Origin of the sequence: Paenibacillus sp. FSL E2-8871, from assembly GCF_038000345.1 — a bacterium.
Taxonomy (GTDB): domain Bacteria; phylum Bacillota; class Bacilli; order Paenibacillales; family Paenibacillaceae; genus Paenibacillus_AQ.
In genome coordinates, this window is sequence record NZ_JBBOBV010000001.1 from 2,709,681 (window position 1) to 2,726,021 (window position 16,341).

12 protein-coding genes are annotated in these 16,341 nt (G+C 42.3%); 2 read left to right on the forward strand and 10 right to left on the reverse strand.

Features of this window, described 5'->3' with window-relative positions:
- Nucleotides 1-7 precede the first annotated feature (7 nt).
- Together NYE25_RS12525 and NYE25_RS12530 are read left to right on the forward strand one after the other, a co-directional pair.
- Nucleotides 8-1,252, forward strand: coding sequence for a response regulator (locus NYE25_RS12525; protein WP_341146024.1), 1,245 nt, complete (start codon nucleotides 8-10; stop codon nucleotides 1,250-1,252).
- Nucleotides 1,253-1,275: 23 nt separating this feature from the next.
- Nucleotides 1,276-2,553 carry an ABC transporter substrate-binding protein gene (locus NYE25_RS12530; RefSeq protein ID WP_341146025.1) on the forward strand — a complete coding sequence of 426 codons (1,278 nt, stop codon included), beginning with the start codon at nucleotides 1,276-1,278 and terminating at the stop codon, nucleotides 2,551-2,553.
- 82 nt (nucleotides 2,554-2,635) lie between these two features.
- Here NYE25_RS12530 and NYE25_RS12535 read toward each other — a convergent pair whose 3' ends face one another.
- The 10 genes from NYE25_RS12535 to pflB all read right to left on the reverse strand — a co-directional run bounded on the left by NYE25_RS12535 (nucleotide 2,636) and on the right by pflB (nucleotide 16,321).
- Nucleotides 2,636-4,234: an ABC transporter substrate-binding protein gene (locus NYE25_RS12535; RefSeq protein ID WP_341146026.1), complete on the reverse strand. Its 1,599-nt coding sequence runs from the start codon at nucleotides 4,232-4,234 to the stop codon at nucleotides 2,636-2,638.
- Nucleotides 4,235-4,327: 93 nt separating this feature from the next.
- Entirely contained in the window at nucleotides 4,328-5,290 is a 963-nt protein-coding gene (locus NYE25_RS12540; protein WP_256716416.1) for a carbohydrate ABC transporter permease, read from the reverse strand.
- A gap of 15 nt (nucleotides 5,291-5,305) precedes the next feature.
- Nucleotides 5,306-6,283, reverse strand: coding sequence for an ABC transporter permease (locus NYE25_RS12545; protein WP_341146027.1), 978 nt, complete (start codon nucleotides 6,281-6,283; stop codon nucleotides 5,306-5,308).
- Between the two features lie 495 nt (nucleotides 6,284-6,778).
- Entirely contained in the window at nucleotides 6,779-7,570 is a 792-nt protein-coding gene (locus NYE25_RS12550) for a response regulator transcription factor (protein WP_341146028.1), read from the reverse strand.
- Nucleotides 7,545-9,401 carry a cache domain-containing sensor histidine kinase gene (locus NYE25_RS12555; RefSeq protein ID WP_076284461.1) on the reverse strand — a complete coding sequence of 619 codons (1,857 nt, stop codon included), beginning with the start codon at nucleotides 9,399-9,401 and terminating at the stop codon, nucleotides 7,545-7,547. The genes NYE25_RS12550 and NYE25_RS12555 overlap by 26 nt, the downstream gene beginning before the upstream one ends.
- Before the next feature lie 29 nt (nucleotides 9,402-9,430).
- Nucleotides 9,431-10,261, reverse strand: coding sequence for a carbohydrate ABC transporter permease (locus tag NYE25_RS12560; RefSeq protein WP_042129876.1), 831 nt, complete (start codon nucleotides 10,259-10,261; stop codon nucleotides 9,431-9,433).
- Nucleotides 10,261-11,145 (reverse strand): carbohydrate ABC transporter permease, encoded by an 885-nt coding sequence (locus NYE25_RS12565; RefSeq protein ID WP_341052551.1) that lies wholly within the window; start codon nucleotides 11,143-11,145, stop codon nucleotides 10,261-10,263. Before NYE25_RS12565 ends, NYE25_RS12560 begins: the two co-directional genes overlap by 1 nt.
- Before the next feature lie 127 nt (nucleotides 11,146-11,272).
- Complete coding sequence (locus tag NYE25_RS12570; protein ID WP_341146029.1) at nucleotides 11,273-12,682, reverse strand: extracellular solute-binding protein; 1,410 nt, start codon at nucleotides 12,680-12,682, stop codon at nucleotides 11,273-11,275.
- 422 nt (nucleotides 12,683-13,104) lie between these two features.
- Nucleotides 13,105-13,842 (reverse strand): pyruvate formate-lyase-activating protein, encoded by a 738-nt coding sequence (gene pflA, locus NYE25_RS12575; protein WP_076284458.1) that lies wholly within the window; start codon nucleotides 13,840-13,842, stop codon nucleotides 13,105-13,107.
- 217 nt (nucleotides 13,843-14,059) lie between these two features.
- Complete coding sequence (gene pflB, locus NYE25_RS12580) at nucleotides 14,060-16,321, reverse strand: formate C-acetyltransferase (RefSeq protein ID WP_341052549.1); 2,262 nt, start codon at nucleotides 16,319-16,321, stop codon at nucleotides 14,060-14,062.
- Between the last annotated feature and the right edge of the window lie 20 nt (nucleotides 16,322-16,341).

Sequence of the window (16,341 nt, forward strand, 5' to 3'; positions counted from 1 at the left end):
CGAAGTGATGAAAGTGTTAATTGTTGACGACGAAAGTTTTGTCCGACGATCCCTGTCAGACATGCTGGGAAGTGCGAACCATAATTTTAGCATCATTGGTTCAGTAGAGAACGGATTAGAAGCGATACAACTGTTAAAAGAGCAGGCAGTCGACCTTGTAATATCAGACATACGTATGCCTGGCATGGATGGACTCGAGCTTTCTAAGCATATCCATGAATGTTACCCTGACACCGAGACGATACTGCTCACTGGTTATCAGGATTTCTCCTATGCCAGCCAAGCCATAAGGTACGGTGTACGAGAATATCTGGTCAAACCAAATTCAGTTGAAAATATCCTCGAAGTCGTAACAAGTGTGTATGAACGTCTGGAATTGAAGAAGCAACACAGGCAAGTCTCGCAGCTGCGAGAAAAGAACCTTCGGGAGAAACGCCTTTCTGATCTACTTTATGGCATTCCATTACCCTACTTTGAAGAACAGCTCATACCTCCCTTTCATTCTTTTGTCATCATTACTGTAAATCACCTAGGTGATGTTATGCCACAGTACTGGTCTGAACAAGCGATGTATGCAGCCGTAATCAATATATTAGAAGAGTGTTTTTCGCTTTACGCTAATGTTGTCGGCATTCAAGAGGAGCAAGAAGCGATAATCATGTTGTTTTATCCCCATGAACAATCCGAAAGAATCGATGAGGCACTAACTCAGGAAATGATGATTAAGCTGTCTAGCCTCTTGAAATCACCTTTCAGCGCGGGTGTCTCCAACCCTCACTATGATCTTGGAGCCCTCGCAACAGCTTATCATGAGAGCCTGCAGGCATGCCAACAGCTCAAAAAGGATAGTACCCGACCCGTTATCTATTATAGTGATGTATCCATGTGCTCAGCTTCTCCACAGCTTACGGAACAACTACAGGTAAAGGCTACACGCAGAGTAATCTCTATGATGATTGAGGCTATGAATTCGCGACTCCAAGAGAACCTCTCTCTCAAAATGATTGCAGATGAATTATACATGAATCCAACCTATCTGGGCCGTCTGTTCAAAGACGATGTAGGAGAATGCTTCTCTAGTTTTCTTACCAAGCTTCGTATTCAAAAAGCGATAGAACTGCTAAATAATGTTACGCTCAAAGTTTACGAAGTTAGCGAATTAGTTGGCTTTAAAGATCCTGCGTACTTCAGCCTCATATTCAAGAAATACATGGGTATGACTCCTCAGGAATTTCAGAAGCACAACAAATAAAGACGAGGTGTGTTCTCTTGCATGTGAATGCTAAGTTGTTGACTATCCTGTTAAGCTTTGGATTGCTGCTTCATACAAGCGGTTGCCAGATCTCTCCTTCTAAGGAAGATATCGACCTTCAAGACCCGATCCAGTTGAACATCTGGCTTACGGCTGGATCAGGTCTTGAGCCGCTTATAGCAGAGTATCAATTGCAGCATCCCGAGCTAGAAATCCATATTCAGACCTCAACCTCCACGCAGCTTCCCGCCAAGCTGCAAACTTCATTCGCAGCAGGATATAGTTCCCCTGATGTGGCGGCCATTGATATTAGCTATTTGGATCGTTTCAAGCAGTTCCCCGATTATTTTTATAATCTAACAACATTTGGAGCGAATGATCTAAAGAATCAATTTCTGAGTTGGAAATGGCAGGAGGTGCTCGGTAATGATTTTATCTTCGGATTACCGACTGATATTGGTCCCTATGCTATGTTGTATCGGACTGACATATTCGCGTTATCTGGACTCCCTACCAAACCTGAAGAAGTAGCAAAGCGAATCCAAACTTGGGACCAATTCCTCAAAGCCGGCACTAGAGTCTATGAGGCAACAGGCAAAGCCTTTGTCAATGACTTAGAGAATCTTTATCTAACCCTTCTGCGTCAGTCCAAGCTTCAATATTACAGCCCCACTTCCCAAGAGCTGATCATAGGAAATAATCCAGCAGTAAAAGGGGCTTGGGACTTTGCAATTCAAGCTCTGAAGCTGAATTTATCCGCAGGTATTGCTGTAGATACACAGCGCTGGGGCGCAGGTCTGCTAAACGGCGACTTTGCAGTGATGCTCTGTCCGGCTTGGATGATTGATCATATCAAGAGTAGTGCTCCAACAGCCAGCGGATTATGGAATGTAACGACCATCCCAGGAAATAGCGCTAATCGAGGAGGTTCCGTCCTTACCTTGCCTAGAACAGGCAGTCATCCAGAGGAGTCATTCGCGCTTATCAAATGGTTAACCGAGCCCGTACAACAGCTAATTTCATTTAAGTCAGAAGGGGCATTTCCCTCCACGCCCGAAATTTATGACGATCCAGAGATCCATAACCTGTCTGATCCCTATTTTCCTAATTCTGAGGTTGGACGTGTCCTCTCTACAGCAGCACAAGAAGTAGTTCCCACCTACTACGGTCCGCACCACGCCGATGTAGAAACAAATATGCTCGAGTATTTAACCAAAGCCGAGCAAGGTAAGCTAGATCCCGAGCAGGCTTGGTCACTTGCCATTCAGGTAGCGCAAAAAATAGATACTTCTTTCCGCTAACCTATTCACCAAGCGTACAATAAAGGCTATCCCCAGCGCAGTAATCATGCCGGGGATAGCCTTTTAGTTTCATTTAAAGTATTTATTTTTGAGCAGCCAAGAAAGCATCTAATTGTTTTTGTTTCTCTGCAATAATCTTATCAAGTCCGGCTTTCTTCAGCTTGTCGGCGTACTTAGTCAATACGGTATCGGGATCAACAGAACCCGTATCCAAACTGATATCGTATTCATCCATTACAGCTTTACAAGCTGCCATTTCAGTCTTCATAGAGGATGCGTCGAAGTTAAAACCGAGCGCAACAGAAGCTTTACCTTTGGAGTTGAAGGCCTTGAATTGCTCCCATTTGTCTGGAGCTTCACTTTCCCATACAGGATTCAGGAATTGGCTTCCAAGCATCCAGGCGGCAGCGGTATTATAGTCACCCGTTTTGTCAGTAGCTTTAATCGTATCACCGCTAACGACATCATAATGGACACCTTTTACACCAAATACGAGCAGATTATTGATTTCTTTATCCGTGTGCAAAAGATCTAATACCATCATGGCACGAGCTGGATCACCCGAGGAAGCGGAGATCGCTAACATTGATCCTGCTGCATCACTAGTAGAAATCGTCGGTTCGTTAAAAGCAATTTGTTTCAGTTTTCCGACCAAACCTGTAGCATTAGCCAATTCACTATCTTTACCAGGTTTAAGTGATTGTACTGTCATAAAGACATTACCGGCCTTCATTGCATCTTGCGTTGAATTTGTAGCCACGGCCGCATCTTTGTTAATATAACCTTTCTTCATATATTCACGAGTAAGCTTGATGATTTCTTTGTAACGGTCCAGTTCAATCATGGATTGAATTTTAGTGTCCGATGAATCCTTAAGCAGAACGCCCGGAATTGAAGCATCACCAAGCGTATCGTACTGCGCCATGTACTGGGAGTTAAAGGTCTCTCCTTGCTTGAAGTACAGTGGAGTTAGGTCAGGTCTCTTCTCCTTTACGACTTTGAGCACGGCATCCAAATCTTGAATGGTCTTTACATTCGACATATCAATACCCAGTTCATCAGCAATATCGGAGCGATAAACGATCCCGCCTTGTGCTGCTAGCTCCTTATTCGTAGGAACGGCATAATTCACACCATTGATCGCAGAACCTTTTAAGAATTGCGGGTCGAGATTTTTAAGAATCCCTTGGCCATATTCATTCAATAGATTACCGTACTTGCCGCTATCATCATTAAGTGGGAGGTAAGCACCTTTAGCTGAATTGGTTACATAATTTTTCCATTGGGCTGTAAAAATAATATCAAATTTCTCCTGACTGGCAATCTTCAGATTAACATCATTGTCCCATGGACCCCAGTCGATCGGTGCGATATCCAATTTGGCGTTAATTTTAGGTTCCAGAAGCTTATTGATAGCGTCTTCTACAACCTGCTCATCCTTTTGAACGGCACCGACATAGATTAACTTAACAGTATAAGGATCTAATTTCTTCTCCGGTTCAGCTGTAGGATCTGCAGCGGGCTCATCTGTTGCCGCAGCATTGGTAGCGGTTGCATTTTCACTTGGCGCTGGTGAGGCTCCTTCATTATTCCCGTTATTCCCTCCGCATCCAGCTAAGCTAAGACTGAGTACTACGATAAGCATCAGCGTTAAAAGTGTGCTTGTTCGAATAGCCTTCATGTACACCATAACCTCCCTCAAAATATTTATATATGCTGAATCGGACGTTCACACACTTGCATGGAGCGCCGAATTAAGCCATTCCAATCCTCATTAGCCTTTAACAGCACCAACGGTAAGTCCTTTGATAAAATACTTTTGGAAGAAGGAGTAAACGAATACGATAGGACCGATCCCAATAACAGCCATTGCCATTCTTACTGTCTCTGTCGGCAGATTGATTTCTACACCTTGTGCAGCTAGGGCAGCCATCGCTTGGGGGCTTGCAGTCAGGAACTGAACGTTCAACATCGTCTTATACATTAGATACTGCAGATTGACATGCCCTTCAGGTGAAATAAAGATCAAGCTTAGATACCAGTCATTCCAATACGCCAAGGTTTGAAATAATCCCACTGTAGCTAGCACCGGTAACGACAAAGGCAGAATGATTTGAACGAAGATCCGAAACTCCGGTGCCCCGTCAATTTTAGCGGATTCAACTAGTGCCGGCGGGATTGTGTTTGCAAAAAAGGTTCGTAAAATGATGACAAAGAATGCTGAAACCAGCAGTGGCATAATCAGAATCCATAGCGTATCTTTCAAATGCATCATTTGAGTATAAACTAGATACCAGGGCACTAAGCCTCCATTAAACAAAAGTGTAAAAAACATAAAGAACGAAAAGAAATTACGATGTGGAAAATCCCCACGCGAGATAGGATAGGCATACATTGCCATAATTACGAGACTCAGAATCGTTCCAACCACCGTCACAAATAAGGAAACGGCAGCCGCATCTATGATTTGCCAATAATCTTTTAACAGAAATTCATATGACGAGATATCCCACTTGTTCGGGAAAAAGCTGTAGCCGTGCTGCACAACCGATTGTTCATCTGAGAACGATACGATAATCACGAGGATCAGTGGAACCACACAAATCGCCGTATAGATCCAGAAGAATATATTAATTAACAAATTGGAGATATTAGAAATTTCATTGGGTTGTTTTTGCCGTTTAGCTCTCTTTCCTGTACGACCCGACGGCCCGATTGCAGTTTCTGTCTGGCTCAACACGCTCACCTCCCTCTAAAATAACGCATCATCTTTACTTATTCGTCGTACTGCTAGATTTGCTAAGAATATCAGTAGAAATCCTACAATAGATTGAACGAGACCCGCGGCAGAGGACATCCCAATATCACCAATCGCCAGGAAGGTCTGATATACATAGGTGTCGATAACTTGCGTAGTGGAGTATAATGCTCCTGCGTTTCTAGTAACCTGAAAGAACAATCCGAAGTCTGCGTTAAAAATCCTACCAATCTGCAGTAGCGTCATTACGATGATAACCGGACTGATCAGCGGCAGCGTGATTTTACGAATCTGCTTCCATTTAGAAGCACCGTCAATCAGCGCAGCCTCATAATATTCGTGATCTATGCCGATGATCGCGGCCATATAAATGACCGTCGTATAGCCAATCTCTTTCCACAGCTTTACGATCACTAGAATCCCCGGCCAATATTGCGACTGCGAATACCATTCAATTGGATCAAGCCCAAAGAACGGAAGCAGTGTCTTGTTCATGAACCCGTGCTCAGCACTTAGAAAGCCGTATACTAAATAACTGACGACGACCCATGAGAGAAAATATGGGAGAAACATCGCACTCTGATGGAATTTCGATAGCCATCTGCTGCGCATTTCGTTAAACATAATCGCAAAAGCCAGTGAAAAAAATAGTGTGAGTACAATAAACGCAGTGTTGTACAACAGGGTATTTCTTGTAATGATCCACGCCGTCTCTGTCGAGAATAAATATTTGAAGTTCGAGAACCCGACCCAATCACTGCCTAGAATGCCCTTCTGGTAATTGATATCCTTAAAAGCAATTACCGTCCCTAACATCGGTATGTAGTTATTGATGATCAGAATAATAATGGCTGGGAGCATCATCAAATAGAACACCCAATATTTCTTCATCACTCTCAGAAAATTCGGCACTCTCCCCCTGCCGCGTTTTTTTAATTCTGATAAGCTGACGGAAGGATTCGTCACACTCATGTTCTGTTCCCCCATTTCCCCATCATCCCAATCTAGAGCCTTTTTCACGCTTGCTTGGCTATCGCCTTGCACTTCCTTCTTACACTCTAATTAAAACATATGATAAATTTTGGGAGTATAGGGAGCATATTATATTTCTATAAAAAAAGAGATGATTATCCTCAGTAACTAAGGATAATCATCTCTACTGTTTAAAAACATTTAATTGGTTATAACTTATGTATCTTTATCACAGCTGCTGGCTGGTCGATAGTCCATGCATTCCCAAGGGAGTCCCCACATCCGCAGGAGTGGGATGACCCCATACCCACAACGAAGTGTGGTGAGGGAGAAGGAACGGAGAGGAGGTTTGGAACTGTAGGAGCGGAGCGTTCGCCTAAAAGCTTTCCTTGGAAAGCTACCTCGGAAGCATATGCTATCCTCGGATTTCAACCGCGAGCAGCGGTTTCCAATCAAGAAATCCGAGGATAACAGCGACCGGAAGTCCAAACATCCTCAGAGTGAAGCCGACCTCACCGCGTTTCGGTCACGATACTCCTTAGGAGACATCCCCGTCTGCTTCTGAAATACCTTCGTGAAATAACGTCGTTCCTGATAACCGACTCCGGAACCAATCACCGTAATGCTCTTATCGCTGTTAGTAAGCATAAACTTGGCAGCTTCAATTCGTTGTTGTGTTACGTATTCCACGAAAGTCATTGCAAACCGGTTCTTAAACAAGAGGCAGAAGTAACTGCCACTGATGCCGATCTTATTCGCCACTTCCTCAATCCCGATACCTGAATGAAGATGTTCAGTGATGTATTGAGCGGCCAAGTTCATTAGCTGATCCGGCGTTTTTTTGCCATTGTCAACTTCAGGAATCTCTTGAAACAAAGGGATGCTATTATACAGTTTATTCTTAAACTGTTTACTACGGATATTAGCTCCGATCTCACGTACCTTATTGCCAAGTTCCTCATAATGTATCGGCTTACAAATGTATTCTTTTACCCCAAGCCGGATCGCTTCCCGTGCATAGTCAAATTCCTGATACCCGGTAAGAAGCAGTACCTCACTATCCAATCCCAATTCCCGCAGCTTTCCTACAAAAGTTAACCCGTCCATCACTGGCATACGAATGTCACTCAACACAAGATCGGGTTGCTCCTCTTCAGCAATGCGCAAGGCGTCCATGCCGCTTCGCGCCATACCGACGACCTCCATCCCCATCTCCTGCCATGGCAACACTCTCTTCAGATTATTCAGAATTGGGGCTTCGTCATCTACCAATAATACTTTTAGCATAATGATCTTCCCCCTGCTCGTATTTAGGTATGACACATTGAATAATAGTACCATATCCTGGACTGGAACAAATAAATATTCCATATCTGTCACCGTATTCAATGCGGATGCGATCCGCTACACTGCGAATGCCAAGGCCTCTACGTTCAAGATTCATCCGGTTTTCCCGTTCAACTTCAACCTCTTGCTCCACAGGATCATTCACTATATATTGGAAAATAGACAACTGAGATGGTGTAATTCCAATACCGTTATCTTCAATTCGTAAAATTAAGTCCCCTTGCTTCTCCCAAACTTTCACAGAAACTTGACCTTTGTAATCAATACCCTCAAATCCATGCTGAATGCTATTCTCTACAAGCGGTTGCAAAGTAAGCTTTAAAATGCCGCAACTCATCAATTCTTGTGGGATATCAATATCGTATTCAAATAAATCCTCAAATCTAAATTTTTGAATATCCAAATAATTGCGAAGATGTTTAATCTCTTCATCCAGTGTAATTTCTTCTCGATCCTGAATGCTAATACGTAAAATACTTGCCAGTCGGTAGACCATCTCACTGACTTTCTTGCCTTCATTCTGTATAGCCAGAACATTAATCGACTCTAACGTATTGAATAAAAAATGCGGTTTAATCTGAGCCTGTAGAACACGCATCTCGGCTTGATTCTTGCGACGCTGTTCCAAATGGATTCTGTTAAACAATCGGTTAATTTTATCCATAAGATCATTAAAGCCCTTACCAAGAAGCGTTAACTCATCATTCCCCTTCACTTCTACCCGCGAAGTTAGATCTCCATCCTCAACACGTCGCATAAAACGAACAATTACGGCTATTGCACCAGTAATGCGATTCATAAAGAATAGATTGAAGATCACCGCTGCCAAAAAGCAAAGGAAGATAACCCCTACAAACCAGCGTGCAAATACTGTAACTTCTCGAGATAAAGAGTCCCATGAGGTTACAGACACTAGACTCCAAGGATAATCTTTCAAATGATACATGGAGAGAATACTCTTCTCCCCGTTATACTCTGTTTTAAAACTCTGAAACCCTTTTTTGAAGGTAATCTCTTTATTCGCGAATGACTGAATATCCTGCCCATCCAGCTTTTGATCTGGGTCAAATAGAATCATTCCGTCATCATTTACTAGCATAAACGAAACATCCTGATTACTATCCCCAATTTTTAAATTGCGAAATATCGATTCGAGCTCCCAATTTTTGATCTGTACAACAAGGATACCTATGTTCTGAAAGAAGCTCAGTTCCTTCACGAGTCGAATTTGTGTAAACACAGGTTCAGTTCCTGTAAGTTCGGGATACTCATGAGGAGCCAGCCATTTTGGCACGCCATTCAAATCCATTACTTCCTGGTACAAATCACTTTTTTTGAAAGTATCATAGGGTAGCGTTCGGAAATTTTCCTTATTAAAAAGCGACACGATTTCAGAGTTACCTCTACCGTTAAAATTGTATAAAAAAGCATAGCTAATCGATGGATGGTTAAACAACAGACTACGGAAATTGCGCTGGCTTGCATTCAAATTGAGTTGCTCAGCATCAGTCAAATCTTGATTAGAAGGATCTTCTGCGCTAAGTGCCATATGAAAAACCGAGGTAGCAATTCCGTTGTCTGTGACGTTATCCATATCTTTTAACACATTTGAAATACTGTAACTAATTGCTTTGAGTGAGTATTCCGACTGTTGACTGTACTTCTTTTCAATAGAGTTATACGTCACGAAAAACATAAGCATGCCTAGAATAAATAAGGGAATGATTATCAGGCCCAAAAATGCCGTAAATAATTTATAGCGCAAATTCATCGGCTAGTGCTCCTGACTGAGAAAAAAAGTTATCCTTTTACGCCACCCGCAGTTACGCCTTCAATAATTTTTTCCTGTAAAATCGCATAAATCACAATTACTGGCAGAACGCTGAAGACGATACCCGCTGACATTTGTGCATAGTTCATCTGATATTGATCACGGAATTGAACCATACCCACTGGGAGCGTACGTAGTTCATCATTTGATAGGAAGTAGTTTGCCAGCAAGAATTCGTTCCAATTGCCCAGGAAATTAACAATGAATACAGTAACCATGGCAGGTACGGTTAGAGGTACAATAATTTTAGCAAAGATACCTGGTGCCTTCAACCCATCCATGACCGCTGCCTCTTCAATTTCTCTAGGCAACGAGCGCATAAATGCAGCCAATATAATTATCGTAAACGGAATTGCATTCGCGATATAAGGGATAATCAACGCCCAGTGCGTATTCAGAATCCCCATCTTACGTACAATCGTATAAATAGGAAGCATCAATGCGTTATTTGGAATGAGCATTCCCACCATAACTAAGGTGAACAAAATCGTATTCCATTTGCCTTGGCGCATCCGAGTAACTGCAAAAGCAAACATAGACGCTAGAATGATAGATACTACAGAAGCCAATATGGAAATGTACAAACTGTTAAAAAAGTAGGTGCTGATCTTGGCATTTACCCAAGCTTCAACGTAGTTATTGAAGACGAACTCCTTTGGAATTCCAAAAGGGTTAAGTGCTATTGCATTATTATCCTTTTTCACAGAGGAGAATAACACGAACAGGAAAGGAAATAGAATAACTAGTAGATAGGACAAAAGTGCGACATGTGGCAAACTTTTTTTCAGGGCGCGTGGCATCAGTATTCAATCCTTTCTGTGCGTCGGGCTATCAGCAGCTGATAAACGGCTGTAACCACCAGTGTAAATACAAAGATCAGGACTGCAATGGCATTACCGTACCCGTACTTAAAGTTAGTGATAGCATATTTAATCATATAAGTTGCCATTACATCGGTTGAACCAGCAGGTCCACCCTTAGTCATTACAATGACGATATCCGCCGCTTTCATTGCTCCAGCAATGGACAACATGATCACAACAGAGATGATTGGAACAATTAGTGGAAGCGTGATGCGTGTAGCACGTTGGAATCCAGTTGCGCCATCAATGGCAGCTGCTTCATCCAATTCACCTGGTATCGACAGAATAGCTGCAAGTACCATTACAATGTAGAATCCGGTCCATTGCCAAGCATTCGTGATCAGGATGGATAACATTGCGAATCTTTCATCCGACAGCCAGTAAAGTGGATCAATACCAACTAAGCCTAGAACCTTATTTAAAAGTCCAATGTTGGGCTCATAAATGAAGCCCCATAGAATACCGATAACTGCTGTAGACATAATAGAAGGCATGAAGACCGCTGTCTTATACAAGCCTTTTAGCTTCTTTACATTCGATATCAATAACGAGAAGAATATGATTAACGGTACCTGTACAAAACAGGAGAAAAGAATAAAGAAACCGTTATTTTTGACAGATATCCAGAATCGTTCGTCTCCTAATGCCTTCTCAAAATTACTGATTCCGGCAGACTTGACTGTGTCAGATACCCCATTCCAGCTAGTAAAGCTGTAATAGATTGAACTAAAAATGGGATAGATGAAGAACATCGTGAACAAGATCAGTGCTGGAAGAATAAAAAGGAAAAATACCAATGGATTTCTTAGTGCTTTATTCATGACTACCTCCGGTTGCTTTGACATCTGGCGAACAATGAATGTTTTAGATCTTTGCAAACACATAAATTCTTTGAGTTTAAAAATGTACCCTGGTTCTGGCACCAGGGTACATTCAATTTGCAGCTACTTATTCAACTGCTGCGTTTGCTTCTTCTTGTACCTTCTGTAAAGCTTCGCCCATTTTCTCTGGAGTTGTCTGACCACCAATTAGCTTTTGAATTTGAATGTTACTGATTTCTGTAGTTACATCAGCTTGAACAAGTGAGTCAAATGCTGGGAACGAAGATTGTGAGTTATTAAGTACACCTACGATTTCGCTCATCAGATCATCCGTAATATTTTCATTCAGCACGTTTTGATCAATTTTCATTGCTGGCAATACGCCATCTTCAACAAGACCACGTAATTGCATTTCTTCGTTAAACAAGTTTTTGATGAAAGATTTCACAGCAGCCAATTGACGTGGATCTTTCTCAGCAGAAGCAGAGAAACCGTAGCCATTGTTTACATCGCGCATCAATGCAGTTTGGTCGCCTACGCCACCATCAACTGGAGGAATATTGAAGAATCCAACTTTACCGATCAAACCTTCGCCAGATTGTCCGGCTTTAAATACGGAAGATTTCCAAGTACCATCATACAAGAGGATTGCTTCGCTACTAGTGAATTGTGTTGTATATTCAGCATACTCGAAACCAAGTTCGCCTTTTTTGAAGTATCCTTTGTCAACCCATTCTTTGTACTTCGCAAAACCTTTTACAACGTTTGGATCAGTCCATTTAGCTTCGCCTGTTGCAAACTTAGCGGTTACATCTGGACCTGCATAACGTGACCACAAGTGGTTAGCTAGCATAAGTGGTACCCAACCAGCCTTAGATGCACCAGCCAAAGGTACTTTTCCGTCAGCCTTGATGTCAGCCAATTGTTGTTCCAATTCAGCAAATGTTGTTGGAGCTTTCCAACCCTTGCTATTGTAGTATTCTTTGTTGTAGAAGAAACCTTCACCAGATCCACCGATAGGCAATCCGTAAATTTTTCCTTCATAAGTGAAAGGATCAAGATTTGAGAATTTATCCTTAATTCCAAGTTCCTCTAGGATTGGAGTCAGATCGAGTAATTTACCTTCTTTAGCATAGATCTTAGAGTCAGGGCTTCCGAAAAGATCGAAGATCTCTGGTGGATTACCTGCAGCCATTTCACCACGTAATTTTTCTTTACGGTTTACATCTGAATCTACTCCATCAAGCTTAAAGGTCAGACCCGGTACATCGCCTTCTACCTTTTTCACTACTTCTTGCAGAATAGCTAAACGTTTCTGTTTGTCGGCACCGATTTGAGTGTGACGAATCGTCATTTCGAACGGCTCGCTACTAACCGGTTCTTCTGTTGCTGGAGCATTTGTAGCATCCGCTGCATTCGTCGCGGTAGCGTTTCCATCTCCTTTGTTAGAAGATGCATTGTTGTTGCCTCCGCAACCTGCCAGTAAAGCTGATGATACAAAAATCAGGGACAATAGCAAAGTCATACCTTTTTTCATTTCTTGTGACCCCCCATATAATGTTGTGCTTTACACTTCTTATTATAGAAAACAGATTCCATTCTCGTAAGGTTAAGATTCATCCACTATAGGGATAAAAATCTCTAATGAAAGCGGAATCAACTACACAATATGTAATATAATATAACTTTATTTCAGTAATAATTACGATTAAAAGCTTTATAGCGTGATTTAACCATACATACACTTTGAAAATAATCATAAAAACTCAATGCAATGATACAATATATATCATAACGTATTTCCAAGTCGTTAATTAACAGCAGTAAATATACCATTTTTTTAAAGCGAAAATACAAAATTACCCCTTTATATGACATCAGACGTCCCTCATAACAAAAAAAGCCGTTCCTTCAGCAGTAAATCACTGAAGGAACGGCTCCACTTAATGTAGGTAAGAATTATACCAACGCTGTCTGCTTACGACCTTCTTCGACTAAGCGGTACGCCCGCTGAACTTCTTCATCCGTAGGGGATGGCACTCCATCCAATTCATAAGCCTTGCCGAGCATTTCCCATTTATAGATACCCATTTGATGATAAGGTAAGATTTCAAATTTCTCAACGCCATTTAAGGTTCCAATATAACGACCTAGATTGATAAGGTCCTCTTCACGGTCATGAATGCCTGGAACGTATACATGTCTAATCCACATCTTACGGTTATGATCCGATAGCCAGCGTGCAAGCTTCAAGGTCCGGTCATTAGATTTTCCAGTTAACTTAATGTGTGCTTCTTCATCAATATGCTTCAAGTCAAGCATTACCAAGTCCGTAACATCCAACAAGTCATTAATCTTGTCACCTTCATTATAACCATTACTATCTAGTGTAGTGTGCAAATTCCAACGTTTCTTAACTTCCGTAAATAACTGCTTTACAAATTGTGCCTGCAAAGTAGGTTCTCCACCGGATACAGTCAGTCCGCCTCCGGAAGAACGATAGTAGTTCAAATAAGGCTCGATCTCAGAAAGCACTTCTTCCAGACTCATTTCTTTGCCTTCATCTAAAGCCCAAGTATCAGGGTTATGACAATATTGGCATTTCAACAAGCAGCCCTGCATGAATAAGACAAAACGAATACCAGGCCCGTCAACGGTCCCAAAGGTTTCCAAAGAGTGTATGCGACCTTTAATCATAGGATGTCATCCTTTCGCCACGATAGACTGACAGTCCCTCTTTCACGAAGAAGCTCCCTGTCCTTGAGACTGTCATTCCCCTTAATCGCGGCTGTGAAATTTAAAATTTTAACCATTCTCAAACAAGATATTACCGCCCTTGAGACAAGGGCGGTATCTTCCTTGCAACTATTTCAATGTAGAATTTAAATCAAAGATCTTTATAAATAGGAACGAATTACATCGAACCATGGAACGTACGGTTAATTACGTCCATTTGCTGTTCGCGAGTCAGCTTGATGAAGTTAACTGCATAACCGGATACGCGGATAGTCAATTGTGGATAGTTCTCTGGGTGATCCATAGCGTCCATCAGCTGTTCACGGTTAAATACGTTAACGTTCAAATGCTGAGCGTTATTATGGAAGTATCCGTCCATCATGTGTACCAGGTTAGACTTACAGGATTCATCGTCTTTACCTAGTGCCTTAGGTACGATAGAGAACGTATTGGAGATACCATCTTGTGCATCGGAGTAAGGCAGTTTGGCTACAGAGTTCAGTGAAGCCAGAGCACCTTTCTTGTCGCGTCCGTGCATTGGGTTAGCACCTGGTGCGAATGGTTCGCCTTTTTTACGTCCGTCAGGTGTTGTACCTGTCTTCTTACCGTACACTACATTCGAAGTAATGGTCAATACCGATTGAGTTGGCACAGCATCACGATAAGTTTTGTTTTTACGGATCATTGTCATGAAGGTTTCAACCAATTCTACTGCGATGCTGTCTACAGCATCGTCATTGTTACCGTAGCAAGGGAATTCGCCTTCGGTTTCGAAGTCAATTGCAATACCTTGTTCGTTACGGATCGGTTTAACCTTCGCGTATTTAATAGCACTCAGCGAGTCAGCTGCAACGGACAGACCAGCGATACCGCAAGCCATCGTACGCAGAATGTCGCGATCATGCAGTGCCATTTCGATACGTTCGTAAGAATATTTGTCATGCATATAGTGAATGATGTTCAAAGTGTTAACGTAAGTCTTAGCCAACCACTCCATCATCGGTTTGAAGCGTTTCATTACTTCGTCATAATCCAGATATTCAGAAGTGATCGCTGGGAATTCCGGTCCAACTTGTGCTCCGGATTTTTCGTCTTTACCACCATTAATAGCATACAGCAAAGCTTTTGCCAGGTTGGCACGAGCGCCGAAGAACTGCATTTGTTTACCGATACGCATTGGAGATACGCAGCAAGCAATAGCATAATCGTCACCCCAGTATGGACGCATTAGATCGTCATTTTCATACTGAATTGCACTAGTTTCGATGGAAACCTTAGCACAATATTTCTTGAAGCCTTCAGGCAATCTCTCGGACCACAGAACAGTTAAGTTTGGTTCCGGAGCTGGACCCAAGTTGTACAGGGTGTTCAGGAAACGGAAGCTGTTCTTGGTAACACGAGTGGTTCCATCTTCAGCCATACCACCGATGGATTCAGTTACCCAAGTAGGGTCGCCGGAGAACAGATCATTATAGTCAGGTGTACGCAAGAATTTCACGATACGCAGTTTCATTACGAAATGATCGACAATTTCTTGTACTTGTTCTTCAGTCAAAGTACCTTCTTCAATATCGCGTTCTGCATAGATGTCTAGGAAGGAAGAAACACGTCCCAGGGACATCGCCGCACCATTTTGTTCTTTAACTGCTGCCAGATATCCAAAGTATACCCATTGAGTAGCTTCCTTGAAGTTCGTCGCTGGTTTGGAAATATCCATACCGTGAGCTGCTGCCATTTCTTTCAATTCGCCCAGTGCACGAATTTGCTCAGACAGCTCTTCACGCAAACGAATTACTTCTTCTGTCATGGAATCAACTTCAAGCTCAGTTAGTTGTTGCTTTTTGTCTTTAATCAAGAAATCAATACCGTACAGAGCAATGCGGCGGTAGTCGCCGATAATACGTCCACGGCCGTAAGCATCAGGAAGACCTGTGATAACGCCGGATTTACGTACTGCTCTCATGTCTGGTGTATATGCATCAAATACGCCTTGGTTATGCGTTTTGCGAATGTTCGTGAACATGTCGACGATGTTTTGTGGAAGCTCGAAGCCATAAGCCTTCGTAGCATCGACCATCATCTTGATCCCGCCGAATGGCTGAATGGAACGTCTGAAAGGAGCGTCAGTCTGTACGCCTACGATTTGTTCCTTGTCCTTGTCAATGTAGCCTGGAGCGTGTGAAGTGATTGTGGAGACAGTATCTAGGGAAACATCCCATACGCCGCCTCTTTCTCTTTCTTCCTTGCTCAGTTGAGAAATAATCTTCCATAGTTCAGTTGTGTTACTAGTAGGACCTACGAGGAACTCTTCGTTACCTTCATAAGGCTTAATGTTACTAGCAATAAAGTTGTTAACGTCAACTTTCTTGGACCATTTACCTTTTGTAAAACTTCTCCAACCGGACTTCACTTCATTTACTTCTTTTTCAATCACCGACATGCTAAATCCCTCCATCTATA